25 protein-coding genes are annotated in these 26,313 nt (G+C 68.0%); 12 read left to right on the top strand and 13 right to left on the bottom strand.

The window, feature by feature from the left end; all coding sequences use genetic code 11:
• The first annotated feature begins 203 nt into the window (after positions 1-203).
• Genes HNQ08_RS08610 through HNQ08_RS08595 form a run of 4 tightly spaced genes read left to right on the top strand, consistent with a single transcriptional unit; the run spans position 204 to position 3,836 of the window.
• Complete coding sequence (locus tag HNQ08_RS08610) at positions 204-1,373, top strand: YjgN family protein (RefSeq protein WP_184129949.1); 1,170 nt, start codon at positions 204-206, stop codon at positions 1,371-1,373.
• Between the two features lies 1 nt (position 1,374).
• Complete coding sequence (locus tag HNQ08_RS08605) at positions 1,375-2,511, top strand: M48 family metallopeptidase (protein ID WP_184129946.1); 1,137 nt, start codon at positions 1,375-1,377, stop codon at positions 2,509-2,511.
• Positions 2,512-2,520: 9 nt separating this feature from the next.
• On the top strand, positions 2,521-3,099 hold the full coding sequence (locus HNQ08_RS08600) for an NADPH-dependent FMN reductase (RefSeq protein WP_184129943.1): 579 nt from the start codon (positions 2,521-2,523) through the stop codon (positions 3,097-3,099).
• Complete coding sequence (locus HNQ08_RS08595) at positions 3,096-3,836, top strand: RluA family pseudouridine synthase (RefSeq protein WP_221284069.1); 741 nt, start codon at positions 3,096-3,098, stop codon at positions 3,834-3,836. Before HNQ08_RS08600 ends, HNQ08_RS08595 begins: the two co-directional genes overlap by 4 nt.
• A 278-nt stretch (positions 3,837-4,114) precedes the next feature.
• On the opposite strand, the gene HNQ08_RS08585 is transcribed toward HNQ08_RS08595, so the two are convergent.
• Both HNQ08_RS08585 and HNQ08_RS08580 read right to left on the bottom strand, forming a co-directional pair.
• Positions 4,115-4,825, bottom strand: a complete 711-nt coding sequence (locus HNQ08_RS08585) for an aminotransferase class IV (protein ID WP_184129938.1) — start codon at positions 4,823-4,825, stop codon at positions 4,115-4,117.
• Entirely contained in the window at positions 4,822-6,729 is a 1,908-nt protein-coding gene (locus HNQ08_RS08580; RefSeq protein ID WP_184129935.1) for a chorismate-binding protein, read from the bottom strand. Before HNQ08_RS08580 ends, HNQ08_RS08585 begins: the two co-directional genes overlap by 4 nt.
• Before the next feature lie 88 nt (positions 6,730-6,817).
• Here HNQ08_RS08580 and HNQ08_RS08575 point away from each other — a divergent pair, with 88 nt between their 5' ends.
• The 5 genes from HNQ08_RS08575 to ftsY all read left to right on the top strand — a co-directional run bounded on the left by HNQ08_RS08575 (position 6,818) and on the right by ftsY (position 12,150).
• Positions 6,818-7,297 (top strand): Rrf2 family transcriptional regulator, encoded by a 480-nt coding sequence (locus tag HNQ08_RS08575; RefSeq protein ID WP_184129932.1) that lies wholly within the window; start codon positions 6,818-6,820, stop codon positions 7,295-7,297.
• Between the two features lie 97 nt (positions 7,298-7,394).
• Positions 7,395-8,480: a quinone-dependent dihydroorotate dehydrogenase gene (locus tag HNQ08_RS08570; RefSeq protein WP_184129929.1), complete on the top strand. Its 1,086-nt coding sequence runs from the start codon at positions 7,395-7,397 to the stop codon at positions 8,478-8,480.
• A gap of 2 nt (positions 8,481-8,482) precedes the next feature.
• The gene (locus HNQ08_RS08565) at positions 8,483-9,235 is read left to right on the top strand and encodes a metallophosphoesterase family protein (RefSeq protein ID WP_184129926.1); all 753 of its coding nucleotides are present in this window, start codon (positions 8,483-8,485) and stop codon (positions 9,233-9,235) included.
• A gap of 71 nt (positions 9,236-9,306) precedes the next feature.
• On the top strand, positions 9,307-11,061 hold the full coding sequence (locus tag HNQ08_RS08560; protein WP_425321341.1) for a sensor histidine kinase: 1,755 nt from the start codon (positions 9,307-9,309) through the stop codon (positions 11,059-11,061).
• Positions 11,062-11,193: 132 nt separating this feature from the next.
• On the top strand, positions 11,194-12,150 hold the full coding sequence (gene ftsY, locus HNQ08_RS08555) for a signal recognition particle-docking protein FtsY (protein WP_184129923.1): 957 nt from the start codon (positions 11,194-11,196) through the stop codon (positions 12,148-12,150).
• Between the two features lie 85 nt (positions 12,151-12,235).
• Here the strand turns inward: ftsY and bshC are convergent, their stop codons facing one another.
• Both bshC and HNQ08_RS08545 read right to left on the bottom strand, forming a co-directional pair.
• Positions 12,236-13,792 (bottom strand): bacillithiol biosynthesis cysteine-adding enzyme BshC, encoded by a 1,557-nt coding sequence (bshC, locus tag HNQ08_RS08550; protein ID WP_184129920.1) that lies wholly within the window; start codon positions 13,790-13,792, stop codon positions 12,236-12,238.
• A gap of 94 nt (positions 13,793-13,886) precedes the next feature.
• Positions 13,887-14,561 carry a Crp/Fnr family transcriptional regulator gene (locus HNQ08_RS08545; protein WP_184129916.1) on the bottom strand — a complete coding sequence of 225 codons (675 nt, stop codon included), beginning with the start codon at positions 14,559-14,561 and terminating at the stop codon, positions 13,887-13,889.
• A gap of 129 nt (positions 14,562-14,690) precedes the next feature.
• On the opposite strand from HNQ08_RS08545, the gene HNQ08_RS08540 reads away from it, so the two are divergent.
• Positions 14,691-15,440: a WecB/TagA/CpsF family glycosyltransferase gene (locus HNQ08_RS08540; RefSeq protein WP_184129913.1), complete on the top strand. Its 750-nt coding sequence runs from the start codon at positions 14,691-14,693 to the stop codon at positions 15,438-15,440.
• 19 nt (positions 15,441-15,459) lie between these two features.
• Here HNQ08_RS08540 and HNQ08_RS08535 read toward each other — a convergent pair whose 3' ends face one another.
• The 4 genes from HNQ08_RS08535 to HNQ08_RS08520 are packed head-to-tail and all read right to left on the bottom strand — an operon-like array spanning position 15,460 to position 18,278.
• Positions 15,460-16,752 (bottom strand): aminotransferase family protein, encoded by a 1,293-nt coding sequence (locus tag HNQ08_RS08535; RefSeq protein ID WP_184129909.1) that lies wholly within the window; start codon positions 16,750-16,752, stop codon positions 15,460-15,462.
• A 37-nt stretch (positions 16,753-16,789) separates the two neighbouring features.
• Positions 16,790-17,254, bottom strand: a complete 465-nt coding sequence (locus tag HNQ08_RS08530) for a dCTP deaminase domain-containing protein (protein ID WP_184130411.1) — start codon at positions 17,252-17,254, stop codon at positions 16,790-16,792.
• Positions 17,255-17,265: 11 nt separating this feature from the next.
• On the bottom strand, positions 17,266-17,763 hold the full coding sequence (locus tag HNQ08_RS08525; protein WP_229790045.1) for a DinB family protein: 498 nt from the start codon (positions 17,761-17,763) through the stop codon (positions 17,266-17,268).
• Positions 17,760-18,278, bottom strand: coding sequence for a DinB family protein (locus HNQ08_RS08520; RefSeq protein ID WP_184129906.1), 519 nt, complete (start codon positions 18,276-18,278; stop codon positions 17,760-17,762). Before HNQ08_RS08520 ends, HNQ08_RS08525 begins: the two co-directional genes overlap by 4 nt.
• A gap of 46 nt (positions 18,279-18,324) precedes the next feature.
• Here HNQ08_RS08520 and HNQ08_RS08515 point away from each other — a divergent pair, with 46 nt between their 5' ends.
• Positions 18,325-18,669: a DUF4180 domain-containing protein gene (locus HNQ08_RS08515; protein ID WP_184129903.1), complete on the top strand. Its 345-nt coding sequence runs from the start codon at positions 18,325-18,327 to the stop codon at positions 18,667-18,669.
• 25 nt (positions 18,670-18,694) lie between these two features.
• Here the strand turns inward: HNQ08_RS08515 and HNQ08_RS08510 are convergent, their stop codons facing one another.
• Complete coding sequence (locus HNQ08_RS08510; protein ID WP_342355684.1) at positions 18,695-19,984, bottom strand: hypothetical protein; 1,290 nt, start codon at positions 19,982-19,984, stop codon at positions 18,695-18,697.
• Between the two features lie 89 nt (positions 19,985-20,073).
• A complete protein-coding gene (locus tag HNQ08_RS08505; RefSeq protein WP_184129900.1) occupies positions 20,074-21,360 on the bottom strand; it encodes a 3-isopropylmalate dehydratase large subunit in 1,287 nt (428 codons plus the stop codon).
• Between the two features lie 311 nt (positions 21,361-21,671).
• Here HNQ08_RS08505 and HNQ08_RS08500 point away from each other — a divergent pair, with 311 nt between their 5' ends.
• On the top strand, positions 21,672-22,478 hold the full coding sequence (locus tag HNQ08_RS08500; protein WP_184129897.1) for an AAC(3) family N-acetyltransferase: 807 nt from the start codon (positions 21,672-21,674) through the stop codon (positions 22,476-22,478).
• A gap of 430 nt (positions 22,479-22,908) precedes the next feature.
• Here HNQ08_RS08500 and HNQ08_RS08495 read toward each other — a convergent pair whose 3' ends face one another.
• From HNQ08_RS08495 to HNQ08_RS08485, 3 genes are read right to left on the bottom strand one after another with little or no spacing between them, the layout of a single operon-like run.
• The gene (locus HNQ08_RS08495; RefSeq protein ID WP_184129894.1) at positions 22,909-24,402 is read right to left on the bottom strand and encodes an AMP-binding protein; all 1,494 of its coding nucleotides are present in this window, start codon (positions 24,400-24,402) and stop codon (positions 22,909-22,911) included.
• The gene (locus HNQ08_RS08490) at positions 24,399-25,250 is read right to left on the bottom strand and encodes an SDR family NAD(P)-dependent oxidoreductase (RefSeq protein WP_184129891.1); all 852 of its coding nucleotides are present in this window, start codon (positions 25,248-25,250) and stop codon (positions 24,399-24,401) included. The genes HNQ08_RS08495 and HNQ08_RS08490 overlap by 4 nt, the downstream gene beginning before the upstream one ends.
• A gap of 36 nt (positions 25,251-25,286) precedes the next feature.
• Entirely contained in the window at positions 25,287-26,153 is an 867-nt protein-coding gene (locus HNQ08_RS08485; protein ID WP_184129888.1) for a prephenate dehydratase, read from the bottom strand.
• Between the last annotated feature and the right edge of the window lie 160 nt (positions 26,154-26,313).

Here is a 26,313-nt window from a genome sequence, read left to right as displayed (position 1 = left end):
CGCCTGCCACCCAGCCCCGGACACCTCGCCCGGAGTCAGGAGGATGACCGACCAGTGCAGCGCTCTATTTCTACAAGGAACGCGTGATAAAGCCGTGGGCGCTTGCCTTGTCTCACTGGAGAGCGGCGCCCCTCTACCCCCCCTCCAGTCCCGCCTGATTTGCCTATTCGCCGCAGCGTTTCAGCGCATAGCATGGGCAGCAGATGACCGATCCCGCCGCGCCTCCGAACGACGTTCCCGTCTTTGGCCGACACGTCCAGTCTGTGCCGACCCAGGCCACCCAGCCCGGCCCCGTCGCGCCCACCACCGTCACCGAATATCCCGTTGGATTCACGGCTACGGCGGACGAGTATTTTCGGCTGTGGATCGTGAATGTCGCGTTGACCTTCGTCACGCTGGGGCTGTACCTGCCGTGGGCGCGTGTTCGCAATCGGCAGTATTTCCACGGCCACACCTGGGTGGACGGCCAGAATTTCGAGTACCGGGCCAACCCGGCGGCGCTGCTGCGCGGGTACCTGATCGTGGCCGCGCTGTTCGTGGCGTATGCCGTCTCCGGGCAGTTCGAGCGCACAAAGTGGGTGGCGGTGGTGCTTGTCCTGATTTACGCGGTGGCCTACCCGGTGCTGGTGCGTCAGTCCATGCGTTTTCAGGCGGTCAACACGGTTCACCGCGGGCTGCGCTTCCGCTTCCACGGCACCCCCGGCGAGGCGTACGTGGCCTACATGCTGGCGAACGTCGTGGCAAGCCTTTCCTTCGGGCTGGCGCTGCCCTGGGCGTGGTACATGCAGCGGCGTTATCAGGTGCAGGGCCTGGCCTACGGCTCAGCGCGCGCCACCTTCCGAGGTGACGTGGGCAAGTTCTACCTGATCGGCCTGACGGCGCTGGGGCTGACCATCGGGGGCGGCGTGGTGATCGGCGTGCCGCTGTTCATCCTGGGGGTCTGGCTGTTCGGAGGGGACAATCCAGGCATGTTCGACCCCGCAAATCTCGTGTCCTCCGCATCGTTCCTGGTGGCGGCGGCCGTTGGCTACCTGAGCGTGCTGGTCCTGTACGCGGTGGCGTGGCAGTACGTACGGGGCGCGACGATGGCATACGTCCTGAACAACATGGAACTGGGCGGCGTGGTCCGCACCCGGGCGACATTCAGCCCCTGGCGACTGGTGTGGATCAGCCTGACCAATGCCGCCGCGCGGGTGCTCACGCTGGGCCTGGCCTCGCCCTGGGCCGCCGTACGTCAGACGCGCTATGTGCTGGGCGGCCTGACCGTGCGCGCCATTGCCCCGCTGGATGACTTCGCGGCAGGTGTGGGCGGCGAAACGTCTGCCTTCGGCGAGGCGGCCACCGAGTTGCTGGACATCCAGGTGGGCTTCTGACATGTCGGACAACTGGCCGATCATCCTGGAGGGGGTGTACTTCGATGGCCGCAGCAGCCGCGATCAGCCCGCGACCCTGACCGTGGATGGGCAGACGGCGACGCTGACCGTGGCTGCGAGCGCGGGTCTGGGTGTTCCCGGTACGCTGCCCTTTGAGGAGAGATGGCCCTCCCGTGTACTCCGGGTGGAAACCCCGATTCCCGGCGTGCGCCGCGCCGTGACCCTGCCGGGCGGGGGCCGCTTCGAGACCCGTGACGATGCGGGCGTGAGCCGGTGGGAACGTGCCACCGGACGGAACCGCGCCCTGAGCGGCGTGCGTGCCCTGGAATCTCGCTGGTGGGCCGCGCTGGCCGCGCTCGGCATATCGCTGGTGGCCATGGCGGTGTTCGTTCTTTACGGGATCCCGGCGGTGGCCCGACAGGCGGCGTTCGCCACGCCCAGAAGCGTGCTGGCAACCTTTGACCGCGAGACCATCGACTTTCTTCAGAACGGCGACTATTTTGGCCCCTCCAGGCTCAGCGCAGCGCGGCAGGCCCAGCTCAAGGCCGAGTTCCGCAAAGTGGCAGCCTGGGCAGGCGGCGGCTACCCCTACCGGCTGTTGCTGCGTGACGGCGAGGCGGGCGGCGCGAACGAGATCGGTGCCAACGCATTCGCTCTGCCCGGCGGCACGGTGGTCATGACCGATCAACTGGTGGCGCTCGCCAGGAGTGACCGCGAACTGATGGGTGTTCTGGCCCACGAAACCGGGCACGTGACCGGGCGGCACGGGCTGGCCGGGGTATATCAGGCACTGGGGCTGACGCTGGTGACCACCGTGATCACGGGCGATCTGATCAGTGCGGGCACCTTCGCGGCGGCGGTTCCGGCGGCCCTGCTGAGCGGCGGCTACTCACGCGCGGCGGAAACCGAATCGGACGAGGTCTCAGGGCGCTACATGCTGAAAGCGTACGGCACCACCCGGCCCCTGCAGACCATCCTGGCCCGGCTGGAAAAGGAAGATGAGGGGGACTCAGAGGCACCCTCTGAGCCGTCCGGCCCTTCCATCTTTGACCTGCTCAGCACGCATCCGGGGACGCCTGCCCGCATCGAACACCTCAAGCGGCTGGAGGCGGAAGGCAAGGGCGCGCCGACACGCTAGGGTGCGAGGATGAAGTTTGCCGTCCTCTCAACCAGCCTCGATCCGGAAAGCCGCAGCGCGTGGCTGTGCACGTTGGCCGCGCAGGGGTTGCGCGACGGCGGGCATACGGTCATTCACTTGGACCTGCGCGAGACGCCGCTGCCGCCCTTCGACAATGCCCTGTGTTACGCCCATCCCAACGCGGAGCTGTACCACCGCACCATCCGCGAGGCCGACGGGGTCCTGCTGGGCGTTCCGGTGTACAACTGGGGCCTGGGGTCCGGGGCACGAACGCTGGTGGAATTGACCGGCAGCAGCGACACCGAGCGCAATCTGCACGGCGCATGGTTCGACAAGCCCGTCACCTTTCTGGTGTCCGGTGGTCTCGATCACGGCTACCTCAGTCACGGGGCCTTCGCCCTGGGGTTGATGTACGACTTTCGCTGCGTGATCAATCCGCATTTTGTCTACGCCACCTCCGCCCACTGGGACGCGCCGGGGGTGCCCGGTGAGTGGCTGGCCGGACGGATGTCCAGAACGGTGGAGCGCACCGCCGACCTCTCCGAGCGGCTGCGTGGGCGCGACTACCACAGCGTGTGGGAAATTTGACCCCTTCAACCGCTGAAAAACCGCGCGTCGTCACTGAACATCCCGACTTCTATATCGTCCACAAGCCCGCTTTGTGGCTGACGCACCGGGTGCACCGCGCGGGGCGGGAGGAGGTACCGGACGTGCTGGGCTGGATGCAACGGGAAACGGGAGAGCCGGATCTCTCGCCGCCGCACCGTCTGGACCGCGAGACGAGTGGGTTGATGGTGCTGTCGCGCGACACCGAGGCCGCCCGGCGCTTTTACACGCTGTTCAAGACGCGACTGGTGGGCAAGACCTACCACGCCATCGTACGTGGCAACCCGGACTGGCAGCGGCGCACGCTGGACGCCCCGCTGGGTGATCTGGGGCTGGGTGCGGCCAACCGGGTGCTGATGCGGCAGGCGGTGGTGCCGGACGGACGCCCCGCCGTGACCGATTTCCGGGTGCTGGAGCAGCGCGCCGGCTACGCGCTGATCGAGGCGCACCCGCGCTCGGGCCGTCTGCACCAGATCCGGGCGCACCTGTTTCACCTGGGTCTGCCGATGGTGGGCGACAAGATTTACGGCCCGGAGCGGGACGCTTTCGTGGAGTTCGTAGAGACCGGGCAGACCCCTGAGCTGACCGCCCGCCTGGGCCTGCCCCGTCAGGCCCTCCACGCCGCCCGCATCGCCTTCCCCTGGGCCGGGGCGCAGGTGATGGCCGAGGCGGGGCTGCCGGCAGACATGATGGAATTCTGGGCGGGTTTGAACGGCTGACCAAAAAGTGTCATTTTACCCGGGCGGCTGCGCACGCCCTCAGAACTGGCGCGCGATCTGGGCAGTTCGGAGGCCGCCCTGAGTGGAATGCTGCGAACCCTGCCGGCGGGTCCCTACCTGCAGGAGGCTAGGCCTGCCGCCGACTGTACATGCGGTCCTTGCACCCTGAAAAGCATGTGCCGCAACGCATGCGGCCCTGCTGAAACAGGAGAGACTGCGTTGCTGGGCCTGCTCAGGCTCACCCGGCGCGGAGAGGCGTACCTGGGGCAACTGGGGGTCTAGTGGATGGACTCTCCCGGCCAGACCAGTGCAGGATCGTCGGTCTGGGGCCAGATTGCGGGCAGGCTGAGGCGCAAGCCTCCCCCCACGATCTCGCGCACCGGGAGAACGCCCACGCCGCTCCCACAGACCCACGCACGGGTAACGGCGGAAAGCTCTGAGAGGGAAACTGGGCGCTCTGTCCAGTGCCGCCCTTCCAGAAACGCGGCCCGCGTGATTCCCGGCAAGCCGCCCGCCGGGACCACCAAATGTCCGTCAAGCTCCAGCAGCGGTGAGGTGCGCGAGCCGTCGGCCAGCGTGCCCTCCGGGCCGGTCAGCCAGCCTTCGAAGGCGTCCCCGGCCCTCTGCCGCGCGAGGCGATAGGGCAGGTAATTTCCTGTCTTGTGCGCGGCCAGCTGCGGGTGAACCTGCACATCGGTCAGGCGCACGCTGACACCGCCCTCGGGACGTGGCCCAGAGTGCAACGGGCGGTGGGTCCAGAAGGTCCCCGTATCTGTCGCTGTGATGCGCAACAGGCCCCAGGGCCACGGGTCCAGAATGGGCAGACCGGCCTCCGGAGGGGTCAGTCCCAGAAACGCGCAGGTCTGGCGCAACCGTTCCAGATGCGCGGGCCACCGCACCACTGTGCCCCGGTGCGTGCGGACGGTGGTAAACGCCGTCAGGCCATGCAGCCATGCGGGGCTGTCCAGTTCGCTGGGCAGAGGCTTCAAACCTCCTGCACCCGCCCCGCCGCGCGTTCATTCCATTCCCGGCTCAGCCGCAACCAGTTGCCCAGCAAAATCCGGCCCGCCGGGCTCAGGACGCTTTCGGGGTGAAACTGCACGCCCCAGGCCGGTTGAGCCGGAACAGCCAGGGCCATGATCTCGCCGCCCGCCCCTCTGGCCGTCACGTATTCAGGGGCCAGTCCGCGCACCACCAGCGAGTGGTAGCGCCCGAAGGAAGCGCCGGGCGGCAAGCCTTCAAACAGGCCCGTGCCGCTGTGCTGCACCGCTTCCGGGCGGCCGTGCACGGGTGCGGCGCGGTCCACCGTGCCCCCCAGCACCTGGCCCAGCGCCTGATGACCCAGACACACGCCCAGCAGCGGCAACCCGCGCCGCAGGCATTCGCGCGTCAGCGCCAGCGTGGGGCCGCTCGTATCCGGCGTTCCCGGCCCAGGGCCGATCAGCACGGCGTGGGGGTCAGCGCGCAGGACTTCCGAGACCTCCACATCCTGGGCATAGACCGTGACTGCCGCGCCCAGCGCCCGCAGATCATGGACCAGATTCCAGGTGAACGAGTCGCGGTTGTCCAGCAGATGCACCCGCACTCCTGCCCCTGCTGTCTGGGCAGGCGGCGGCGTCCACATGCCGCCCGGCGTGGGCGACGCGGGCGGCTGGGCGGGGCGTCCCGGCACACCGGCCAGCGCGCTCAGCAGAGCCTGGGCCTTATGCACGGTCTCCCTCGCCTCGTGGGCCGGGTTCGAGTCGATGACCGTGCCGCCGCCGGCGCGGACCTCCACCTCCCAGCTGTCCTCCAGCCGCGTGAAGGCCGCCGTGCGGATCAGGATGTTCAGATTCACCCGCGCGCCGCTGAGAATGCCCACGCCTCCGGTGTACCAGCCGCGCGGCCCCGGCTCGTGGTCCCGGATGGCGGTCATAACCCGCTCCTTGGGTGCGCCCGTGATGGTGCCGCCCGGAAAGGTGGCCGCCAGCACCTCGCGCAGCCTTGTGCCGCCCGCCGCCTCACCCCGCACCTCCGACACCAGATGCATTACGTGGCTGTAGCGCTCCACCAGCATCAGCTCGGGCACATGCACGCTGCCCGCCGCCGAGACGCGGCCCAGGTCATGGCGCACCAGATCCACGAGCATCAGGTGTTCGGCCACCTCCTTGGGACTGGCCCGCAGTTCAGCCTCCAGCGCCCGGTCCTCGGCCTCGGTCTGGCCGCGCCGCCGCGTTCCGGCAATCGGGCGGGCGGACACCGTCCCTCCGGCCCATTCCACCAGCCGCTCCGGGCTGCACGACACCACCACCTCCGCGCCCATGTCCAGGAAGGCCATGAAGGGGCTGGGATTCAGCTCACGCAGCCGCAGGTACGCGGCCAGCGGATCGCCCTCTGCGTGCGCCCGCACCCCCCGTGACAGGTTGACCTGATAGACCTCGCCCGCCCGGATCAGCTCCTGAATGGCCCGCACGCCCGCCGGGTAATTCACGTCGTCCGCGCCGAACGCGCCCACGTTCAGGGTCGGCGGGGGAGCCGGGTCCAGGGCCAGGACGTTCTTCCAGTTCACATGTGGCAACCCCACCACTTCCAGCGTTCCGGCCTGTCGGTCCCAGACCAACCCCGACGGGTAATGGCCCCACCACGCCGCCTCGCCGCGCGCCGCGTGCGTTACCAGTCCGAAGTCCCGCGCCGCCTCGTACTTCAGCCCGCCCAGCCACGCGGGAAAGTGGGTGCGGCCAGCAGGACGCTCGGGGAGGGCGTCCTGTACCACCGTCGGCCAGGCACTGAGAAACGAATAGCGGCCGTACGGCACGGCTGGCCCCAGCGACTCCAGCAGCACCACCCCCGGCGCGTGCGCCGCCCGAAGGCGCAGCAGCACGTCGGCAGGAGAGAGGGTGGGGGACAGGGTCATGCCAGAATTGTACGGAGACAGCCCGGGGACCTCCAGCCGGGCCTTAAACCCTTACAGTCCACCCGGAATTAGGTGGTAGACTGCCCCCATGTGGGTGTCTACCAAAGCTCAGTACGGTCTGCGCGCCCTGATCGAGATCGGGCGCCAGGGTGGCGAGGCCGTGCCCCTCAAGGACGTGTCCGGGCGCCAGGGTCTCAGCCAGCATTATCTGGAGCAGATTGCCAGCAACCTGCGCCGTGCCGGGTTCATTCGCAGTATTCGTGGCGCACATGGCGGCTACCGGCTGGCCCGTCCCGCCGATCAGATCAACGCCTACGATGTGGTGACGGCGCTGGAGGGCAGCATCGCTCCGGTGCAGTGTGTGGAGGACGATCACACCTGCGAAAGCCAGAACGTCTGCGGCACGCAGGACCTGTGGTTCCGGGTAGACGCGGCGCTGCGGGACGTGCTGGGCGGGACCACCCTGGCTGATCTGATCGAGCAGAGCGAGCGTCAGCAACACTCGCGTCTCGTGCAGATCGAGGGCCACTACAGCGGCCTGGTGGGCGCCAAGGGCCACAGCGTCTGAAGGGCAGCCCGGACAGGCTGCAAAGAGGCGCGCCGCTTGAAGTGGGCGCGCCTTCCGCTTTGTGTCTCGCCCTTCCCCTTTGCGTATCCTGTCCCGGATGTATCGCCGCCTTGCCCGCCCACTGCTGTTCCGCCTGGACGCTGAAGACGCCCACCACCTGACCCTGGGAGGGCTGGAGGCCGCCTCGAAGTTGCCGGGCTGGCCTGCGCTGGCCCGCGCCGTCAGTTCGCTGGCCCCGGCGCTGGGTCAGACCGTGTTCGGGCAACCCTTCGCCTCGCCGGTTGGGCTGGCGGCAGGGCTGGACAAGAATGCGGTGGCGGTTCCGGCGTTCGCTGCGCTGGGCTTCGGTTTCCTGGAAGTCGGCACGGTCACGCCCCTGGCCCAGCCGGGCAACGAGCGTCCGCGCCTGTTTCGGCTGACCGAGGACGAGGCGCTGATCAACCGCATGGGGTTCAACAATGCTGGGGCAGAGGCGTTACACACCCGTCTGGCTGCCCTGTCCCGCCAGCCCACGCCAGTGTGGGTCAATATCGGCAAGAACAAGGACACCCCCAACGAGGAAGCGGCTGGGGATTACCTGAAATGCGTGCACGCTTTGCAGGATGTGGCCGACGCCTTCGTGATCAACGTCAGCAGTCCCAACACGCCTGGGCTGCGCGCCCTGCAGGCCGCAGACGGCCTGAGCGAACTAGTGCGACAGGTGCTGGACGGCGTGGAAGCCAGCCGGGTCCGCAGCCTGCGCCGTCCCCCGGTGCTGGTCAAGCTGGCCCCGGACCTGCACCCCGCCGACTTCGAGGCGAGCGTGGGGGCTGTGCTGGACGCGGGGGCACACGGCCTGATCGTCAGCAACACCACACTGGGCCGCGACGGCCTGTTCAGCGAGCGAGCAGGTGAGACGGGAGGCCTGAGCGGACGCCCGCTGACGCAGAAATCGACCGCGTTAATCCGCGAGGCTTACCGCCTGACCGGGGGAAGGTTGCCCATCGTGGGCGTCGGTGGAATTTTCAGCCCCGCCGACGCCTACGCCAAGCTGCGTGCCGGGGCCAGCCTGCTGGAGCTCTACAGCGCCCTGATCTACGAGGGGCCGGGGCTGGTGGGGCGGCTGAACCGGGGGCTGGCCGATCTGCTGGCCCGCGACGGCGTGAAGAACGTGGCCGGAATTGTCGGCGTGGACGCCCGCTAGGCATGCGGGTCGCCGTCATCAGCGACGTCCACGGCAACGCTTACGCGCTTGAAGCTGTACTGGAAGACCTGCGGGCCGCCTCTCCAGACCTGATCGTCAACCTCGGAGACCAGATCGAGGGCAGTGCCGATCCGGCCCGCGCCGCCGCCCTGCAGACCGGGCTGGGGGCGCTGGAAGTGCGCGGCAACAACGAGGAAAAGCTGTGGCCGGGAGGACGGCGCGCCAGGGTCTCGCTGGAGGTCGGTGCGTGGCTGGCAACGCAGGTGGACGCGGCCACCGTTGCCCGTCTCGCCGCCCTGCCCCTGACGGCCCACGCGCTGGACGGGTGCGTGCTGGCCTGTCACGGCACCCCGCAGAGCGCCTGGCACATGCTGCTGTGGGAGTGGCAGTTCAGCCCCGAGGGCAGCGCGCCGGACGCAGGCTTCTACCGCGCCCGTGACCCACGCGAACTGCGCGCCATCGTCGAACCGCTGAACGCAGAAGTCGTGCTGTGCGGCCACACCCATCGTCCTGGCGCGACCCGCGTGGGCGACACGCTGGTGGTCAACGCCGGCTCGGTCAGCGATCAGGTGGACGGTGATCCCCGCGCCCGCTGGACCCTGCTGGAACGCCGGGGCGGCGGGTGGACTGTGAATTTCCGCGCGGTGCCGTATGACATCGAGGCCGCCGTGCGCTGGTCCCAGCAGCACTCCCCCTTCGGCGAGTTCGAGGCCGCGCTGCTGCGGAGCGGCGAGATGGTGGGGCGCGGCGGCTAGGGGGCTTCCGCAGGCCCGCCACCGCCCCCGAGGTTACTGACCCACCCCGCCAGCGCCTCTACACTGGCCGCATGACGGACGCTCCAGCGCCCCGCAGCCAGCACCAGCAGGACACACCGCCCGCTCTCCCGCCGCGTATGCCGCTGTCTGACCGGGTACGACTGGTTCGCAACCTGCTGCCCCCGCTGATCGTCCTGGTGGTGGGCGCCGTGGAGTTGATGGTCTCCCTGCTGGGCGACACGCGGCGCGAGTTGTGGGCGCACCTGCTGTTTTACGGCCTGGTGGGCCCGGCGGCCACCTTCTTCAGCGTGGAGTGGATCGCGGAGGGCACCCGCGCCCGCGAACGGGCCGAGCGCGAGCTGCGTGATCTGTACGGGCAGCTCAGCGCCTCGCACGGGCGCCTGCAGGGTGTGCAGGAGCTGATGCGTGACCTGGGCGGCGCACCGGACCTGGGCGCGGTGCTGGAAGTGGCGGCACGCGGGGCCGTGCGGGTCACCGGGGCCACCCACGCCACCCTGACTGTTCCTGGCGGCCTGAGTGGCAGTTCGCGCGGCGAGACCCTGCTGAGTGCCCCCAGCGCCGCCCTCTATCCCCTCAAGGTCTCCATTCCCGGCGGCGGCGCATTGCTCCTCCACTTCGAGACCCCGCCCGGGGCGGACACGGCGGAACTGACACAGGCCCTGGCTGCGGAGGTGGCCACGGGCGTGGAGGCCGCGCGCCAGCGCACCCTGGACCTGATGACGCTGTACAGCGTCGACCAGAGCATCCGCGCCGAGCGCAACATGCGGAGATTGTTGTCGCGCGTGACGGGCACGATGGCCGGACGGGTGGGCGCGCAGGCCCGCGCGGCGTTTCTCAGCGACGAGGACGGCGTGCTGCGTCTGGAATACGCGCAGGACAGGCGCGGCGAGGTCAGTGGAGAGGGGGCGCGTGGCGGCGTGACCCCGTCCTTCGCGGCGCGCGTGGCCCAGGCCAGCGGGCCGTTGATCGTGACCGGGGACGAGGCGTGCCAGGTGTTCCCCGACTCCCGCAGCGTGCTGGGCCTGCCCATGCGCGATGAGGACGGGCTGGTGGGCGTGCTGATGCTAGGCGATCCGCGCGAGGGCGCGTTCGAGGCTGCTCGCGTCTCCCTGCTGGCGCTGATGGCCGGGCAGGCCACCCTGGCGGTCCGCAACGCCCGCGCCTACCTGTACTCCGAGGAACTGGCGATCAGCGACGAGCGCGCCCGCATTGCCCGCGAGATTCACGACGGTGTGGCGCAGTCGCTGGCCTTCGCCGCCCTGAAGCTGGACGTGGTGGCCCGCCAGATGCACAGCGATCCTGCCCGGGCCGAGGCCGAGGTGCGCTCCGCCACGACGCTGCTGCGCGAGCAGATCCGGGAGGTCCGGCGCAGCATCTTCGCGCTGCGTCCCATCGACCTGGAGCGCTACGGCCTGCTGGAAACCGTACGCCGCTACGTGCAGGACTTCGGCGAGCAGAACAACATCAGGAGCAGTCTGGAGGTGACCGGCGAGGTGCATCTGTCCCCCGGCGACGAGGCAGTGGTGTTCCGCATTCTGCAAGAAAGCCTGAACAATGTCGCCAAACATGCCCGTGCGGGCGAGGTCCGCGTGACCCTGGACGGCGGGGATCAACAGGTCCTGCTGAGGGTAAAGGACGACGGCGCGGGCTTCGATCTGGACTCCGTCACCGGGCGCGTCAGCAGCGCGGGCGGCCTGGGCCTGACCCAGATGCGCGAACGCCTGCAGGCGCGGGGCGGCCAGTACCGCATTCTGAGCGCGCCCGGCCACGGCACCACCATCGAGGCGCAGATGCCACAGGCGTAGGGCGTCGCGCGGGGTGCACTCCACTTTTTGCCCCGCCCACTGCTCTTTTGTCTCTGCCTGCGGGCGCTATGGTGTGGGCATGATCGCAACGTCTGACCATCACCTACTCCCGCCCCGTGCCAGAGGCCGCCTGTGAGCTGGCTCGAACGCCTGCGGAGCGGCCTGAGCAAGACCCGCGCGCAGATCAACGACACTGCCGGCTTTCTGGGCAACGAGGTCAAGGACGTCTTTTCCAACCGCCTGGAAACGGTGGAGGACCTGGAATACGCCCTGATCGCCGCCGACGTGGGGCGCGCCGCCACCGAGGAAATCCTGGAGGACGTGCGCCGCAGCGAGGGCAAGAATCTGCAGCAGGCGCTGATGGACGCCCTGACCCTGCAACTGGAGCCCAACGCCCGCCGGGCCGAATTCCGCAAGCTGGGCTTCGCGCCGCAGGCCAGCCGCGTGTCCGTCGAACCCAACGGGCATGTGGTCATGGTCATCGGCGTCAACGGGGTGGGCAAGACCACCACCATCGCCAAGCTGGGCCAGTACTACATGGGCCGCGGCAAGAGCGTGATGTTCGCCGCCGGGGATACCTTCCGCGCCGCCGCTGGGGCACAATTGGGCGAATGGGGCGACCGGCTGGGCGTACCCGTGGTGCAGGGCAGCGATGGAGGAGACCCAGCTGCCGTCGCCTACGACGCCGCCACCGCCCGTGCCGCGCGGAATACGGACCTGCTGTTCGTAGACACCGCTGGACGGCTGCACAACAAGCACAATCTGATGGAAGAGCTGAAAAAGGTGCGCCGCGTGATCGAGAAGGCCGATCCCGGTGAACCCGCCGAGGTCTGGCTGGTGCTGGACGCCGTGACCGGGCAGAACGGCCTGCAGCAGGCCAAGAAGTTCCATGAGTCCACCCCGCTGACCGGCGTGATCGTCACCAAGCTGGACGGCACCGCCAAGGGTGGCATCCTCATTCCCATCGTGCGCGAGCTGGGCGTGCCGATCAAGTTCATCGGCGTGGGCGAGAGCGCCGGCGATCTGCAGCCCTTCGACAGCCAGGAATTCGTGCGGGCGCTGTTCGACGTGGACGTCCCGAGGGGGTAAGTAGATCTTTGAGTGCTATCGCATCCCCTCTCCATCACAGGAGGGGGTTTTTATCTTTCCCTTAGGAGGCGCTGGCGGGCTTCCCTTACGGAATCTCGATCTCGCCCCGCCAGCCAGGGTCCAGCGCCAGCAACAGTTCCAGCGGCTTCTCGCCGTGCTTGAGCAGATACGTCAGGAAGTTCATCTCGCGTTCCTGTGGGGTGCCGTTCGGGAGCAGGTGGGCCTTGAGGCGCGACAGTTGCCCTGTCCGGTCATTCTCCGCCCGTGCCAGGGCGCGCAGCGCCTGGGTCTGGAGCCGGGCCACCCTCGCCGTCACGCGGTCACGGGTCCGCGCCGCCGCGCCGACCAGCGTGGGATCGAGGGCGGCAATGTCATCTGTGACCGCTCGAAGCTGGGCGTCGATGTGTGCCAGCTTCTCAGAAGTCACGGCTTCGGCGCCGCGTTCACGGCCCAGGGCGCGGCCCAGCACGTCCTCGGGAGCGGCCTGGACCTCGGCGGCCGTCGCGCCCAATCGGCGCAGCAGGCGGGCCACGTTCGGTTCCAGCCAGGTCACGCTCAGGCGCGGCCACAGCAACGGCTGCTGCAGACCGTGCAAATCGTAGACTTCCCGGAGTTGCGCGCCGTACGCGATTTCCCCCGGACCCACCACAAAGGCCAGCGTGGGCAGCAGCGCGTCCTGTACCACCGGACGGAGTCCCGCCGCCGGGGTCAGGCGGCTGGGGTCCGCTTCCAGCACGGCCAGCAGCTCTGTCCGGGTGTACTCGCGGGTGTCGGTGCTGAAGGTCTGCCCGTCCAGCCGCAGCAACCGCCGTTGCCCATCGTTCTCCTCGACAAAGAGGTTGGTGGCCCCTGCCGAGCGTCGCAGTTGCGGCGTGAAACCCTGCGCCGAGAGGCGCGCCGCCGCGTCCTCAATGCGGGCGGAGGAGGCCAGCGGGTCTTGCAGCTCACGCGCAAGGATGGGAGCCATCAGGCGGGCCAGCGCGGGGTGCAGGGGGTCCAGCACCACCAGCCCGGCAGGGGAGAGCAGGCCGTGAATCAGGCGGGCAAACACATCGGCGTAACTGCCGCCCGCCTCCACGGCCCTCCTGACTCTGTTCCGCACGGCGGCGATGTGTTCGGCTGGGGCGTCGAAGGCATCTAGCAATGCCAGTGCCTGCTCGGTCCACTCCTGCCGCCACGGTACGCGGCCCACCGGGACGCCTTCGGGCACGTCCAGAGTCAGCCGGTGGAGCTGCTCGGAGAGGTCGAGCAGACTGGTGCCCGCGACCTCCGCCGCATCGTGGTCCTGGCTGGCCACCCAGTACACCGCCACGACCGGGGCGTCCTCGGTGTTCAGGCTGCGCGCCAGCAGTGCGGCGTCCGCGCCCTTGTGGACACTGTAGGCCGGGCCGGTCAGCGCTCCGGCCTGCTGCCCGGTCACGATCACCCTGGAAGCCGGGTGGGCCAGCCGGGTCAGGGCGTCTTCCACGTTGCCGTCCAGCGTGCTCAGGTCGCGGTGATACGCCCTGAGTGCCTCGGCCAGTCCCGTCCGGTCAAGGTCCTGCCGAAGTTCCTCCCGCGCCTGCTCCATGCCGAACACCGGAAGTCGAAAAAAGTCCTCGAGCGTTCCGGCCCTGTATTCCGCCGCTATATTCCGCGCCATACTGCCCATTCCTTCCCGCCCCGGCGTGAACCGGGGATCAGTGGTCGATTCATCGGAGTGCGGCCCGCCCGCTCCGTGCCCAGGCGTCCCGCTCTCAGCGCAAGGACTCCCGTGTGGCGCGTTGCAGGCCGCCCCTGTCGGTCAGGATAATACGGCGGTAGCCCAGATCCAGCAGGCCGCGCGACCGGAAGTCGCCCAGCAGCTTGGTGATGGTCTCGCGGGTGCTGCCCACCACATACGCCAAGTCCTGATGCGACACCCGATCCCTCAGGGCGATGGGACCATCCTCGGGCCAGCCCCCCTCGCGCTCAGCCAGGTTCAGCAGTGCCAGGGCCAGCCGCTGCGAGACTTCCAGAAAGACCAGCCCCGACAGGCGCTCTTGCACGCCGCGGGTCTGACGGGTGATCTGCTCGGTCAGGGCCACACCCACCGCCGGTTGTGCGCTGCTCAGTCGGTGCAGGGCATCCTGACCCAGCATCAGCGCTTCCACGTCGTCCATGGCTTCGCCGTAGACGTTGTAGCTCTCACCGGGGGTCAGGGCTGAGACCCCCAGCAGCGCGCCTGGGCCGTGTACGTCCAGCGTAACCTCGCGCGCGCCCGAGCCCAGACGGTACAGCCGCACCGCGCCGCGAAGGATCAAAAATAGCGTCTCGGCGGCGTCTTCCGGGTGAAACAGCAGCCCGGCCCGCGCCCAGCGCCCCACCCGCCCCGCCGCCATGACCTGCGCCTGCGCTTCCTCAGGCAGGGTTCCAAATGCTCCGGGCAACATATGTGGGTCAGTATGCCCCAACTGACGCCGGAGAGCACAGGCGGGGGCGTCCGGTGGGGGTGTAGACCCGCGCCACCGGACGGGGGTGCCGTTCTCCCCGGCAGCCAAAGCGTTTAGAATTCCCTCTGAATGTCCTCTCCTGCTTCCCATCCGCGCCTGCGGCTCTTTGACCTGCCGCTGGACGTGATCGACCTGAGCGACACGCTGACGCTGCTGGGCGCCTGGCTGGCAGACCCGGCCCGTACGCCGCACACCGTCGTGACCCTGAACCCGGAAATCATTGTGCAGTCGCGTGGTCACCCAGAATTCGCGCAGGCTGTACAGGACGCTGATCTGATCACCGCAGACGGCGTGGGCATCGTGTACGCGGCGAAGCAACTGCGCCAACAGGACGTGCCGCGCGCCCCTGGCTTCGACATCGTCAAGGGACTGATGGAACGTCACGGCGCCGGGTTGCGGGTGTTCTTTCTGGGCGCCAAACCCGGTGTGGCCGAGGCGGCGGCCCAGCACGCGGCGCGAGATTACGGCGTAGGGGTGGCCGGTATCCATCATGGCTATTTCGGCCCGGAGGAGGACGAGCGGGTGGCCCAGCTGGTGGCGGCGAGCGGCGCGAACCTGCTGCTGACCGCGATGGGCGCGGGGCGGCAGGAGGTCTTCAACCAGCAGTGGCGCGGTGTGCTGGGCGTGCCCGTCATGATCGGCTGCGGGGGCGTGGTTGACGTGCTGGCGGGCACGGCGGAACTGGCCCCGGCCTGGACCCGCAAACTGGGCGTGGAGTGGGTCTGGCGTGTCGCTGGGGACCGCAAACGCTGGAACCGCGCGCCCCGCCTGCTGCACTTCGTGCAAATGGTGGGGGCGGAGAAGCGGCGGAAAGGTTAGCCGCTCCGTCCTCTCATGGTCAGCTCTGCGTCTCCGCCAGAGCCCCGTCCAGCCCCGCAAGCAATTCCTCACATTCCGCTGCCGTGATGCTCAGCGGTGGGCCCAGCAGCAGGTGATCGCCGCGAACCCCGTCCACCGCGCCGGAACCGGGGTAGGTGATCAGACCGCGTGCGCGCGCCGCCGCCGCCACACGGTCCGCCAGTCCGGGCGTCTCGAAGGCTTGGCCGGTGGCCGGGTCTCCCAGCACCAGTCCCAGCAGCAGGCCGTGCCCGCGCGCTTCCAGCACCTGTGGATATTTTTCCTTCAGGGCTTGCAGGCCCACCAGAAGCTGAGCGCCTCGCTCGTTGGCCGCCTCCACCAGTTTCTCGTCCTCCACGATCTTCAGCACGCTCAGACCCGCCGCGACGCTGACCGGGTGGCCCGCGTAGGTGAAGCCGTGCTTGAAGGCCCCCGAACCGTTCATCACCGTGTCGTGGACGGCGGGGCTTGCCATCAGGCCCGCCAGGGGCGCGTAGCCCGCCGCCAGTCCCTTGCCCAGGACCACGATGTCGGGCGTCACGTCGTCGCGCAACCGCACGGCCAGGGGGGTGCCGCAGCGGCCCATGCCACACATCACCTCGTCGGCGATGAACAGCACGCCGAATTCGCGGCAGATCTCGGCGATGCGGGCGTGGTAGCCGGGATTGGGGGCCAGCGCCGCGTCCGAGGCCCCCACCACCGGTTCACACATGAAGGCGGCCACCGTGTCGGGCCCCAGCTCTTCCAGCAGGGCGCGCAGGCGTTCGGCATCTACCTCACCCGACAGTTCGGGATCCGGTTTGGCCAGCTTGGGCCAGGCCGCCTCGTTCATCAGCGGGGTGTAGAGTTCGCGCCGCGCGCCCATGCCGGAAGCCGCCAGCGCCCCCAGCGACGCGCCGTGATAACTGGGCCGGCGGGTGATCACGCGGTAGCGGCCCGTCTCGCCCCGCTCGGCGTGGTACTGCCGAGCCAGCTTAATGGCACTCTCGGTGGCCTCCGAACCTCCGGAAACCGCCCAGAAGCGGAACGGCGCCAGCCCCAGAAAGGCGGCCAGCCGGGCAGCGTATTCCTCCAGGATGTCGCTGGAAAACTGCGAACCGTGAACGAAGGCCAGGTGGCGCGCCTGCGCCGCCATCGCGTCGGCCACCGCGGCCCTGCCCTGCCCGATGTTGGCGACGAGTGCGCCGGAACTGCCGTCGAGGTAGCGTTTGCCGGTGTCATCGAACAGGTAGACGCCCTCGGCGCGGGTGGCGACTGGATAGGTCTTGCGGGAGCGGTAAAAAACATTGGACATTTCGGGTTCCTGGGGGTGTCTGGGTGCGGGCGGTGGCTCAGCGTCCGGTATGGCCGGAGCCGCCCTGACGTTCTGGGCCAGCCGTGAAGTTGTCGCCGTCGGCCAGCAGGTATTTCGTGAAGATGGCCTGCGCGATCCGGTCACCGGCCCGCACAGTGAAACTCTCGGGGCCGATGTTGTGAAGCGAGAGGCGGATATTGCCGTCGTTGTCTGAATTGGAGTGGTAGTCGGCGTCCACGACACCCACCGTGTTGGTGAGCATGACACCGCGTAGCCCCACCGACGAGCGCGGGTAGACCGACAGCACCTCGTCCGGGAGCATGTAGGCCTTGAGATCGGTCACGACGACTGTTCGGGTGGCGGGGGCCAGGGTGAAGCCAACCGGGGTGTGCAGATCGTACCCGGCAGACCGCCGTGAACCCCGCCGGGGAAGCTGGATCTCGGTCTTCGGATGCTCGCGGTGCTGATCGGCCACCACCTCGAAGCCGCGCTTCCTCTCCATGGGCTCGCGCTCTACCACGTATCCCCGCCGCTCGGCGGCGGCCACAGCCCCAGCGCCTGCCGGATGGTCACGACCTGTCCCAGGTGGTAAACGTTGTGCCCGGCGTAGTTGGTCAGCATGGCCGCGAAGGGAACGCCCTGGCTGTCGGGCGCGGCGCACTGTTCGGGGTCACGGGCCAGGGCACGCAGTCGGGCAGCGTCCCGCAAAAAGGTGTCGCGCAGCCCGCCCCACTCTCCTGGTGGGGGCCAGCCGCCAGCAGCGTGCTCGGGCGGGGCCGGACGTTTGCCGTCCAGAATGGCCAGCAGGTGTGCCTGCCAGAACTGAACGTGCGCCACGACCTGCGCGACGCTGTGGGACAGGTGATTCGGCGTGCGTTCGGCCTCCCCGGCTTCCAGTCCCTCCAGCGCCCGCTCCCACGACACGTTGGCGGGGCCGCCCAGAAACAGGTTGCCCACCGCCTGCCCGAACACCTCATGGACAGAGATCTCGCTGCTCTGCTGTTCGCTCACCAGGTATCGCCTCCTGCGGGGGGGGGCCACGCGCCCAGCGCCTGACGCACCGTCACGATCTGTCCGAAATGATGGGCAGTGTGCAGCGCAAAATCGGCCAGCAACTCGCCAATCGTCTCCTCATGGTTGACCGGGTTGGCCAGATCGGGGCGTGCGGCGTGGGCGTCGATGCGCGCCAGCAACTCGTAGAACTCGTTTTTCACCCGTCCCCAGTCGCCCTCACCTACCTCCGGCCAGGTGTCGGCGGCGTGGGCGGGGTACGGTTGGGCCTGGCCCATCTCGATGGTTTCAAGCATCCAGCGGTTCCACCAGTTGATGTGCGCCAGCAGGTTCAGGACGCTGTGCGGCAGGGCGTCCGGCACACGCGCTGCCGTCACGGCGTCCAGGCCGCTCAGGCTGGCCTCCACGCCCACGAAGGCCTGTCCACCCCGGAAGAGTTTGGGCAGCAGTCGGGCCAGGGCCAGCTGGGCGCGCTGGCTGCGGTCATCGGATGGACGGTCACCGGGGAGGGTCATGCGGGCATTTTGGCAGAAAGTGGGCATTTGCTACGCTGCACCCAGCATGACGGCAGACGACGCGCCCGTGATCCGCAGCGCCCACGAACTGGGGCTTTCCATCCACACGCCTGATGACCTCAACGCAGTGATCGGCGCAGCCTACGGTCTGGACGGCCTGATCCTGACCCAGGCCGATCTAGCCCCAGAGTTCTTTCAGTTGCGCAGTGGCCTGGCAGGCGAGGCGTTCCAGAAGTTCAGCAACTACCGGCTGCGCGTGGCGCTGGTGCTGCCGGATTTCACGGCCCACGGCGAACGGTTCGCGGAACTGGCCCACGAGCACGCCCGCCACCCCCTGATCCGTTTCGTCCACAGCGAGGAGGAGGCGCGGGCGTGGCTGGACGCACCGTAGCACTTACGGACGCCCAGTTAGGGCCTCACTTGGGCAGGGTTCCGGCGTCCTCATCCTCGGCGGCAGGCGGGAGGAACGCGGCCAGTTCCGGCGGCACGTCGTCGAATAGATCGCGCCACTGCTGACCGTCGAAGGTGACCTCCGACTCCATGAAGGTCTGCGACAACGGATCGGGGTCCTGCAAGGCGTCCTCGGGAAGATCCAGGCGCACGGCAACCGGCACCGGCAGGGTTTTGCCTTCTATGACCGTCAGCTCGTCGCCGTAGGTTTCCCGGAGCATCTGGGTGGTCCACTCGGCCCACTCGGCAGCGTTCCCCGCCCCGGTGGCCTCGCGCAGCTCGGCCTCGATGCGCTCACGGTGTTCCTCGGGGACGTCCTCGGCAAACTCTACTTGCCCGTCGGCGTGGACGGTCACGCCCACCGTTTCCATGTCGAAGATGCTGGCAAGTTCGGGGGGCAGGTGCGTGGGGTCCACCTCGGCGTCGGGGTCCGCGTAGCTGGCCCACGTTTCACCGTCCAGGCTGTAGGTGTCGGCCTCCATGACCGGAACGAACTCCACGCCCGCGCGGATGGCGAACACGCTGCCCAGCGGATTTTGCAGCGGGGCGGGGCGGCGCAGCTCGAAGGTGCTGCGGCGAACCAGTGGAACGGGGGCGTCGCGGTCCTCCATGCGGTCGCGGTGAAGCTCGGCCCACTGCGCCTCAGTCTCGCCGTCCCACTCGCGCACGACGTCCTCCAGCACCTCCAGCAGGTCCTCGGGCGGATCGGGTTCGATGTCGATCCGCCCGGCCTGCCAGTGTTCGGCCTCGAAGCGCCCGATCAGTTCACCCTGCAGGTTGAAGGCCGCATTGTTCTGCAGCGCGGACATGACCTGCTGCGGACTGCGCGGGGCCCCCAGCGTCTCCCAGCGCTCGCCGCCAAAGGAGTGCCGCTGTTCGCGCAGCCGGATCGCGCCGCCCTCCACTGGGATGGACACCTGTTCGCTGCTGCTTCCCTGCGGCCCCAGCGCCAGCTCGCCCGTGACGCGGCGCAGGTCGGGCACGGGGATGGCCTCCACATCCTGGGCTGTGCTCAGCATTCCGGCGTGGGCCCCGGAGAGCACCAGCGCCGTGCGGTACTCGCTGGCCCAGGCCGCGCCACTCGACTGGGTGGTCTGAAGCGCGTCCACGATGGTCTGCGCCAGCCCGGCATCGTCTGGCCCCCGCACCAGCGTGACCTCGCCGGACGCGCCAAGTTGCGCCTCGAAAGGATGGACGGTGGGCATCAGGCCCAGTGCTTTGCGTCGTTTGGCTTCACCCATAAGGGCTGTAGTCAAGCACGGATCGAACGGCGAGGGATGCAAGACCGTTAAAGGGCGGGAAGGTGGCTGTCAATCACGCCACCTTCCCGCCCCCCTTGTCCGTTTCAGTCCGCCGCTTCGATGCTGCCGTTGTACTCGCGCGGATCGCTAATGAAACCGCTGACCGCGCTGGCCGCCACCGTCGCGGGTGAGGCCAGGTAGATCGCCGCTGTGGGATCGCCCATACGCCCCACGAAATTGCGGTTGGTGCTTGAAATACACACGTCGTCCGGCCCCAGCACGCCGCTGTGCATGCCCAGGCATGCGCCGCAGCTGGGATAGCTGACGCTGGCGCCGGCGTCGACGAAGATTTCCAGCAGGCCCTCGCTGGCGGCCTGTTTCCAGATCAACTGGGTGGCGGGCACCACGATCATCTGCACGCCCTCGGCCACCTTGCGCCCCTTGAGGATGCGGGCCACGTCGCGCAGATCGCCGATACGGCCATTGGTGCAGCTGCCCACGTAGGCGTGGGTCACGGCAATCCGGTCGCTGCCCGCCACGCGCCCGTTGCTGGGAATGTGCGGGTAGGCCACGGTGGGCTCCACGGCGGAGGCGTCCAGATCAATGATGACGCGGTACCTGGCGTCCGCATCCGAGGTGTATTCGGTGTAGTCGCCGGGATTCACGCCGCGCTCGGCCAGGTAGGCGCGGGTGGTGTCGTCCACGGCCACGATCCCGGTCTTGCCGCCTGCCTCGATGGCCATATTGGTCAGGGTGTAACGCCCCTCCATGTCCAGGTTGTCGATGGTGTCGCCCACCCACTCCATGACCTGATAATTCGCGCCGTCCGCCCCGATGCGTTTGATGACCTCCAGCACGAGGTCCTTGGGGGTCACGCCCGGCTGCATCTTTCCGGTCACGCGGATCAGCATGGTCTCGGGCACCTTGAACCAGACGCGGCCGGCGTAGATCGCCCCGGCCAGATCGGTGCTGCCCACGCCGGTGGCGAAGCAGCCCAGTGCGCCGGCATTGCAGGTGTGAGAGTCGCCGGACACTAGCGTCTGCCCCGGCTTGATCAGGCCTGTGTTCTCCAGCACCACATGGGCGATCCCGCCCCTGCCGACGTCATAGAAGTGCTTGATGCCCTTTTCCTTGACCCAGGATTTGAGTTTCTGGTACATCTGCGCGGCCTTGATGTTCATGGCAGGGACCGAGTGATCGGGCACAGCCACGATCTGATCCGGGTTGAAGACCCGGTCCATCCCGCGCTCTTCGAGCATCCGCAGGGCGGCGGGGGTGGTGATTTCGTGGCACAGCACCCAGTCGGTCTTGCACTCGATCAGCTGGCCCGGCACCACCTGGGCGTGGCCGCTGTGGGCCGCCAGAATCTTTTCCGCAATCGTCATTCCCATAATTCTTGACCTCCTCAGCCTGAAGCCCCCGGACACGCAACTGTTGTCCGGGGGCGAACTGAACGCTAGATTCCTGCGCTCAACGCCCCGGACGTAGAAGCGGGGCCGCGAGTGCGCCGCGCTCCAGACTGTGCCGGGTGCCGAACATGCCGCCGAGTCTAGCGCCTGCGGGCAGGCCAGCAGACCGGGGTGGGATAGATGGGCAGATGCGCAAAAGCGCCCGCCCGTGCCGGATCGCCTCCCGGCCTCTGCCGCAGAAGGTGCGCGACGACTCTAGCGGTGGCCCATGCCGGACCGCTAGACTGGGGGCTGTGCTGAACTTGCTGCGGAAGCCCGCTGTGCAAAGTGCCGAACTCGACGAGGGTCTGGCCGCGCTGGGGCTGGACGGTACTCAGCATCTGATCGTCCACGCCAGCCTGAAGTCTTTCGGCACGCTGGACGGTGGGGCCAGAACACTGGTGGACACGCTGTGGCGGCGCACGGCCACGCTGGTCGCCCCGGCTTTCAGCTACAACACCTTGCTCAACCGGCCTAGCAGCGTCGTTCACGCCAAATTTCACCGGGATACGCGGGTCAGCCGTGACATCGGACGGGTTTCGCAGGAACTCGTTGAGCGGCGCGACGCCATGCGCTCGTTTCACCCCACCCTCAGCTTCGTGGCGCTGGGAGACGAGGCCGCGCGGATCACAGCGGCCCAGACGTTGTCCAGCCCGTACCAGCCCATCGGGGCGCTGTATGACCTGAACGGCTACGCGCTCCTGATTGGCGTGGATTTCGGCAGCAACACCAGCGTCCATTACGGCGAATACCTGGCCGGAATGCCGATGCTGACCCGCTACGTGCCGCTGGACGGCCAGGTGCTGCCCACCGCCTTTCCCAACTGCTCGGCGGACTTCGACAACCTGTTGCCCGAGATGGAGTTCAAGTTCCGCTCGGCGTGTGTCGGCCCATCCACCCTGAGGCTGTACCGGGTGCGTGATCTGGTGGACAGCACGGTTCGGCTGATCCAGCGAGACCCCGAGGCCTTGCTTTGCCAGTACAGGGGGTGCCGCTGTCAGGAAGTTCGCCAGACGGTCCGGCACGATGGCCTGCAACCCCGATTGCATGTAGGGCTGTAAGGCCGGAAGCGTCATTTTGCTTCCAGTTTATCAGGGTCTGGCCGACCAATCCTCCTGAACGCGACATCGGCTCTGGTGCTCCCAGTCGGTTGGATACAAGACATATCGGCCTGGTCTGGGCCTTTCCTTCGCGTGGAGGCCCGGAAGATGCAGAGCGAACTCTATGCTGACGGGCAACAGAGTTGCGCCCACATGGTGATCTGCATGGGTTCGGATGCCTGAGCAGTGTCGGCTCGTTTGCGGCAGGCTGGAGGGCGAGCGCTGCTCCTGTAAGGGAATGCCGGAGGTGATGTCCGTGTTTCTGCGCGGAAATACTAATATTCCCACCAACCTGATCGCGGAGAAGATGGCCGAACTGATTCTGGGCCGGGAGCCGCCGCTTGCGCGAGCGGTAGCGGTGTCGGTTTTCTCCAGCAGAGATAGTGGGAGGTTAAAGTGGAGGCTTCAAGTCAGTGGCACTCATGTCCATCATGGCTTCCCGCAAGAGCTGCGAACGCAGCAGCTTCCCCGTCGGGCTGCGTGGCAGAGTCTCCAGCAGCGTGATTCTCTGCGGGCGGAATGTCCGGGGCAACAGCGGAGACAACTCAGTCTGAAGCTGTTCGGGCGTCCGTTGGTGACCGTGCCGCAGCACGACAAAGGCGTGAAGGCCAGTGCCAAATTCGGCGCATGGGACACCCACCACAGCGCATTCCGCGACGGCCTCATGCGCGGCAATCCTCCCTTCCAGACTGGACGGGAGGACATTCTCGCCCCCGCAGATCAGCAACTCGTCGGCTCGGCCATGCAGCGTCAGGCGGCCATCCGGATCAAGCGAGGCCAGATCGCCCGTGTCGTGCCCGCCGACGATCACCCGGCCCTCTCCTCCTTGCAGTTCAAATTCCACGCCCGGCAGCACCCGGCCCACGCTTCCCGGCGCGGCCCGTAGATCGGCGGGAGTTGCCAGCGAGATCAATCCCGTCTCGGTGGAGCCGTACACGTTGAACAGCACCTCCCCAAAACGCTCCAGCGTTGCCGTCGCCAGCCCTGCGCTCAACGGGGCCGAGCCGCAGATAACGGCGTGCAGTGCAGGAGCAGCTCGCCTTCCTGGAGCTGCCAGCAGGCGATGCAGCAGTGTGGGAACCACCACCAGAACCTTAATCCCTTCGGTCTGCAAGGTGCGCCACAACGCTTCAGTGGTGGGGCGGCACAGATGCAGCGGTGCGCCCAGGGCCAGCCCCATGCCCAGCGCCGCCAGCCCGTGTCCGTGGAACAGAGGCAGGGGCAGCAGCGTGGGCGCCCCCGCCCGTAATGGCAGGATCTCAAGCAAAGCGCCCGCCACCCGCCACCCGGCCCGCAGCCCCACGCGTGAGCGAATTGCTCTGGGCATGCCCGTGCTGCCGGAGGTCAGCAGGACCAGTTGACCGACTCGTGGCAGGCGCGGAGCCAGAGCCATGCGTTGCGCAGTGCAGACCTGAGTGACATGAATGAGGACGGTCTCGCTCCCCAGATGTCCGCGCAATCGCTGCGGCCAGTCTCCATCGCAGACCAGCAGACCCAGTCGTTGTTGCTGGCCTATCCGCCCGATTTCTGCGACAGAAAGGGAGGTGTTCAACAGCACGGTTCTCGCCCCGATCTGGAGGCTGGCCAGGAGAGCTGCGACAAAATCTGCGCTGTTCCCGCACAGGAGTCCGACCGCCTCTCCTGGCTTGATGTGGCGTGAGAGGCCAGCGGCCTTCCCGTCTGCCCGCCGCAACAGCGCTCTGTAGGTCAACGGGCCGTTCTCGTCCACCAGGGCCACCGCATCAGGCGTCCGGTGTGCGTTCCAGGCTGCCAGGGCATACAGCGTCGGCCCATGCCTGAGAACGGTCCAGGCCAGTCCCAGCGCCCCCTGGATGGGCTGGTGACCGAGGATGCCCGAGTGCCACACCGCCGCGAGGAAACTCACCGTTTGCGCCTCGTCAGCCGCCGCACCAGTTCCTCCGCGCCGCCCATCAGGCGATCCAGCGCGTCCGGGAACAGCAGCGTCGCCACCTGCTGGCCCTTCAACCACCACGGTGCCACCCGCCGCATGGGTTGGACAAGCGGATAGACCACCGATTGCGCGGCCTCCAGCGGTGTCAGAGCTGGGGCAAAGCGGTACGCGCGGGTGGGTGCGATCATGCGCGTGCGAACCAGCGGGAGATACACGCTGGACACCCGTACGCCGCGCCCGTGCAATTCGTTGGCCACGCTGCCCAGCCACAGGTCAAAACCCACCTTGCTGCCCTGATACGCGGCCCAGCGTGGAATGCCGGGAGGCATGGCCGACGCGCTGGAGACGTTGACGATCATCCCGCCGCCCTGCGCCACCATGCGTGGCAACAGCGCCAGCAGCAGCGCGGCAGGACCGCTGAAATTGACGGCGAGGAGGCGGCCCAGATCATCCCTTTCGGTGCTGTCCAACACTGGGCGACGAATCGAGTGCCCCGCATTGCTGATGATGGCGTCGATGCGCGGATGATTCGCCGCGATCTGGGAGGCCACCGCCCGTACCGCCTCCAGATCGGTCAGGTTCAACGGGTAGACGCTGGTCTGCCCGCCCGCCCCCCGAATCTCAGCGGCCACGACTTCCAGCCGCTCTCCACTTCTCGCCAGAAGAATCACCTCCGCGCCACACGACGCCAGCAGCCGCGCCGTCGCTTCACCGATGCCGTAGGAAGCGCCAGTGATGAGCACCGCCTTGCCGCGCACAGCCGCCACCAACGGCCGTAGGTCGCGGCAGGCAGGCGGCGAGAGCAGCACACGGCGCAGCATCAACCTCTAACCTCTGCCCCAGCCTGTCCCGTCCACCTAGCCCACCGTTTCCAGTGCCCTGGGATACGAGCCGATGATCTTGGCATAGCTGGCTTTTCTCAGCACGCCTGCCAGGGCCTGAGCCACCTGCGGATCACGCGAATCGCCCTCGATGTCCACGTACATCAGGTAGCTCCACGCGCGGTCACGGCGCGGGCGGCTCTCGATGCGGCTCAGGTTTAGCCCGCTGAGTTCGTTCAGGGTCTCCACCAGAAAGCCGGGCGTGTGGCGAACGGCAAATACCAGACTGGTCTTGTGGGGTACGTCGCTGGGTGCGGGTTCGTGGCGTGACAGGACCATGAACCGGGTGTAGTTGAACGGCTCGTCCTCAATCTCATGGGCCAGCACGTTCAGGCCGTACAGCTCTGCGGCGCGGCGGCTGGCGATGGCGGCCTCGTCCCGTCCGCCGCCGGCAGCGCCGCGCTCGGCCAGCTCACGCGCGCTGCCGGCGGTGTCGTGGGCCGCGACCGGTTGCAGGCCGTACTTACGGATCAGTCCGGTGCACTGGTCCAGCGCAGGCTGCTGGCTGGCCACGGTCTTCAGATCCGCCAGTTCCACCCCCGGCAGTGCCATCAGGCAGTGGCTGACGCGGACCACCACCTCGCCGATCACGTGCAGCTCCGTTTCGCTCAGCAGGTCAATCGCCTGGTGAATCGCGCCCATCAGGCTGTTTTCCACCGGCAGCACGCCGTACTGTGCCTCGCCGCTTTCCACCGCCTGCGCCACACCGTGAAAAGTGGCGTAGCCGCGCGTCTGGCGGTGGGGACCAGCTTCCGCAACAGCGTTCAGGGCGGCGATCTCGCCGTATGCTCCGGGGTTGCCCTGAAAGGCGACGGTGATGGACTCGGACACAGGCTCACTCATGGCCGTGAGGCTAGCGCACGGTGTCCGGCCTCCTTTGGGGTCAGGCCAGTCATGCCTACCCAGCACGTGCGGAGGGTGGAACGTCAGCGTGCGTTCGCGAGTCGCCCGTCCCTATTGACAACACATTCACATCCAGCGTCATTCCTGAAGCGTGCCGCTA

It is taken from the genome of Deinococcus humi, assembly GCF_014201875.1.
In the GTDB taxonomy this organism is placed as follows: Bacteria; Deinococcota; Deinococci; order Deinococcales; family Deinococcaceae; genus Deinococcus; species Deinococcus humi.
The sequence above is the reverse complement of the archived record's forward strand: the minus strand, read 5'-3'. Positions and strand labels throughout refer to the sequence as shown.